Origin of the sequence: Streptomyces sp. URMC 127, from assembly GCF_051386535.1 — a bacterium.
GTDB lineage: Bacteria > Actinomycetota > Actinomycetes > Streptomycetales > Streptomycetaceae > Streptomyces.
Map to the genome: position 1 here is coordinate 1 of NZ_JBPQTW010000375.1, position 3,349 is coordinate 3,349.

Below are 3,349 nucleotides of genomic sequence, written 5' to 3' on the forward strand. Positions count from 1 at the left end.
CCCCCAGCCACCTCCCCCGGCCACCGCCGGGGGCGTTCGCTACCGCAGGGAGACGCACCTTCCGGAACAGAGCTCGTCTAAAGATCGCTTGACCGCAAGAGGGACCCCCCACGGGGTCATGTGGCGCCGTTCGACTGGAGATGACCGTGGCCGGGCGTATCGAGGATTACGCACTCATCGGCGATATGCAGACCGCCGCCCTTGTCTGCCGGGACGGCACGGCCGACTGGCTGTGCCTGCCCCGTTTCGATTCCCATGCCGCGTTCGCCGGTCTGCTCGGCACGGAGGAACACGGCTTCTGGCGGGTGGGCCCCGCGCACCCGTCGGGCGCGGCCCCGCCGCCCGCGGACCGCCGCCGCTACCGGGGGGACTCCCTCGTGCTCGAATCCGAGTGGGACACCCCGCGCGGCACGGTGCGGGTCATCGACTTCATGCCGCCCCGCGAGGGCGCGCCCCAGCTGATCCGGATCGTGGAGGGCGTCACCGGCCGGGTGCCGATGCGCTCCGCGCTGCGCATGCGCTTCTCCTACGGCCGGGTCGTGCCCTGGGTGCACAAGGTCGGCGACCGCACGGTGGCCGTCGCCGGCCCCGACTCGGTGTGGCTCGACACCACCGCCCCCACCTTCGGCAAGGACCTCACCACCTACGCCGACTTCACCGTCTCGCCCGGCGAGCGCGTCGCCTTCACCATCAGCTGGCAGCCCTCGCACCGCGAGCCGCCCGCCCTGCCGGACCCGGAGGGCTCGCTGGCGGCCACGGAGGAGTTCTGGCGGGAGTGGGTCGAGCACTGTACGTACCACGGGCCCTACCGGGACGCCGTGATCCGCTCGCTGATCACGCTCAAGGCGCTCACGTACGCCCCCACCGGCGGCATCGTGGCCGCCCCGACGACCTCCCTGCCGGAGGAGATCGGCGGCGTCCGCAACTGGGACTACCGCTACACCTGGCTGCGCGACGCGGCGATCACCCTCTCCTCCCTGCTGCGCACCGGCTACCGCGAGGAGGCCCGCGCCTGGCGCGAGTGGCTGCTGCGCGCGGTCGCCGGCGACCCCGAGAACCTGCAGATCATGTACGGCATCGCCGGCGAGCGCGAGCTGGGCGAGGCCGAGCTGCCGTGGCTGCCCGGCTACGAGAACTCCACGCCGGTCCGGGTCGGCAACGGCGCCGCCGACCAGCTCCAGCTGGACGTCTACGGCGAGGTCACCGAGGCCCTGCACCTGGCCCACATGACGGGCCTCGCCCGCAACGACTACGCGTCGGTGCTGCAGCTGCGCCTCATCGGCTACCTGGAAGACCACTGGAACGAGCCCGACGAGGGCATCTGGGAGGTGCGCGGCCCGCGCCGCCACTTCGTGCACTCCAAGGTGATGGCCTGGGTGGCCGTCGACCGCACCATCAAGCTCATCGAGTCCGGTGACGTCGACGGGCCCCTGGAGCGGTGGCGCGAGCTGCGCGACGACATCCACCGGGACGTGTGCGAGAAGGGCTACGACAAGGAGCGCAACACCTTCACCCAGTCCTACGGGTCGAAGGAGCTGGACGCCTCCCTGCTGCTCATCCCGCAGATGGGCTTCCTGCCGCCCGACGACAAGCGCGTCATCGGCACGATCGAGGCCATCCAGCGCGAGCTGTCCACGCCCGACGGCTTCGTGCTGCGCTACCCCACCGCGGGCGAGGAGGCCGGGGTGGACGGCCTGGAGGGCGACGAGGGCGCGTTCCTGGCCTGCTCCTTCTGGCTCGCGGACGACCTGGCGATGATCGGCCGGGTCGACGAGGCCCGGCAGCTGTTCGAAAAGCTGCTGGCCCTGCGGAACGATCTGGGGCTGCTGGCGGAGGAGTGGGACCCGCGGCTGCAGCGGCAGGTGGGCAACTTCCCGCAGGCGTTCAGCCACGTGCCGCTGATCGACACGGCGCTGCGGCTGACGGCGTCCTCGGCGTTCGGGGGATAGCGCGTACGTGGGGGTTCCGGTGGGCGGCCATTCCGCCGGACCCTCGCCGCGGGGGTTGCTCGCCGTGACGGCGGGATCAGATTTTCTGCGCTGAAAGGGGGCCGGCCCCGGCGGTGCCGAGCCGGGGCGCGGAACCGCTAGCGGCGGCGCAAGGCGAAATAGAGCGCGCAGCCGCTGACCGGCAGGACGAGGGCCGCCGCGGCCGCGTTGAGGCCCCCGTAGCCGGAGAAGGCGACGAACGCTCCGGAGAGCGCGCCCCCCGCCGCCCCCACCAGGTTCATCAGCGTGTCGGACGCGCCCTGCACGTCGGCCCGGTGCTCCGCGCCCACCGACTCGCTCAGCAGGGTGGAGCCCGCGACGGTCGCACACGACCACGCGACACCCAGCAGGAAAAGCCCGGCCGCGACCGCCCACTGCCGGCTGCCCGCCGTGCCCGCGAGCAGTGTCGCCGCCACGAAGACCACCTGCCCGGCCAGGATCACTGATACCCGCCCGAACCGGTCCGCCGCCTTGCCCACGACGGGCGAGAGCGCGTACATGCCTGCGATGTGCAGGCTGATGGTGAAGCCGACGACGCTGAGCGAGGCGCCGTGGTGGGCGAGGTGCACGGGCGTCATCGTCATCACCGACACCATCACGGCATGCCCGAGGACCAGCGCGGTCAGCCCCGTCAGCGCAGAGGGTGACGCGGCCACGTGCCGCAGGGCTCCGCTCATTCGGGTAAGGAAGCGGGCCTGCCGGACAGGCGTCGCGGCCGCGTCCAGGCGGGCGGCCAGCAGCAGCGGATCGGGGCGCAGCCGGGCCCGGATCACGGTCGCGCCGACGAGGAACGCCACGCAGGAGAAGACGAAGGTGCCCGACGTCTCGGGCAGCCCGAGGGCGCGGGCGACGGCCGCTCCGGGCCCGGTGAGGTTGGGCCCGAGGACGGCTCCGACGGTCGCCGACCAGACGACGAGGGAGAGCGCACGGGCGCGCCCTTCCGGCTCGGCCAGGTCGGTGCCGGCGTAGCGCGACTGGAGGCCCGCTGCGGTGCCGGAGCCGAGGAGGAGCAGGCCGAGGAGGGCGAGCGGGGGCAGGCCGAGGGCGGCGCCGGCGAGTACGGTCAGCGCGCCCGCGGAGGCGATGAGCCAGCCGGCGCCGAGGCCGGCGCGGCGGCCGCGGGCCCGGGAGAGGGCGGCGAGCGGTACGGACAGCAGCGCGGCGCCGAGCGTGACGAGGGTGGTGGCGAAGCCGGCGGCGGCCTCGGAGCCGGTGAGGTGCTCGATGAGCAGCCCCCCGGAGGAGATCGCCGCGCCCATGCCGATGCCGGCGACGACCTGGGCGGCCATGAGGACCTTGACGGTACGGCGCTGGACGGCGGCGCGGTCGGGCGGGAGGGGGCGGCGGCCCTGGGATATGCC

General features: G+C 73.5%; 2 protein-coding genes. One reads left to right on the forward strand and one right to left on the reverse strand.

What is annotated here, in order from left to right; translation table 11 throughout:
• Positions 1 to 140 precede the first annotated feature (140 nt).
• A complete protein-coding gene (locus tag ACSNOH_RS34120; protein ID WP_436725330.1) occupies positions 141 to 1,949 on the forward strand; it encodes a glycoside hydrolase family 15 protein in 1,809 nt (602 codons plus the stop codon).
• Positions 1,950 to 2,086: 137 nt separating this feature from the next.
• Here ACSNOH_RS34120 and ACSNOH_RS34125 read toward each other — a convergent pair.
• Positions 2,087 to 3,349, reverse strand: a 1,263-nt coding sequence (locus ACSNOH_RS34125) for an MFS transporter (RefSeq protein WP_436725331.1), incomplete at its 5' end; no start/stop codon positions are given.